Genomic DNA, 680 nt, shown 5'->3' on the forward strand with positions numbered 1-680 from the left:
ATTCGATCTGCGCGGCGACCACGCCCAGCAGGCCGCGCACCAGCTCGCCTTCCCGCCAGGCGGGGGGCAGCCGGTCGGCCATGTCGTCGCGGCGCGCCATCAGCCGCTCCCCTCATCCAGCTCGACGTCGATGGTGCCGGCCTCGATCCGCTCATTCGCCGCGGGGGCATAGGTGCCGACGCCATCGGTGAGCTGGACGAAGCGGCTACCGGATTCCACCGTGAGCATCGCGGCGCTCCGCGCCAGCGCGAAGCGGCTGTCGTCGCGAATCGCCGTGGCCAGGCTGTCCAGGGTCAGCGGCAGGCCGGCGGCGCGGGTCGCGAGATGGGTTTTCACCGCGAGGAGGATCGCGCCCTGCGCCTCGGCCAGGGTGCTCCCTGCGGCGAGCAGGATGGGCAGCACCGCGCTGGCGACGGCGCGCGACGGCGGCAGGTCGCCCGCGGCCTGTTCGAAGCTCACAGGAGCGAAGTTGACGGCCTGCAGATCGGCCACGGTATCAGCGGGCAGGGTCAGCTGCTCCACTTCGGGCGCCGCGGAGTCGGCGCCGCGGATCGCGATGCTCGCATCGGTGACGCGAGGATCGGCCAGGGCCAGGCGCAGCAGCTGGCTGCGGCGCAACTCGGCGCCGGGACCAAGCCCCGTGACATGCGCCCGCAGCGCGGCCTCAATGCCCGCCTGCA

General features: G+C 73.2%; 1 protein-coding gene. It reads right to left on the reverse strand.

Features of this window, described 5'->3' with window-relative positions; translation table 11 throughout:
• Nucleotides 1-99: 99 nt before the first annotated feature.
• Nucleotides 100-680: hypothetical protein (locus AC1DWF_RS34970; protein ID WP_476843061.1), on the reverse strand; the 581-nt coding region annotated here is incomplete at its 5' end.

The sequence above is a fragment of the Aminobacter sp. P4_D5 genome (assembly GCF_056401815.1).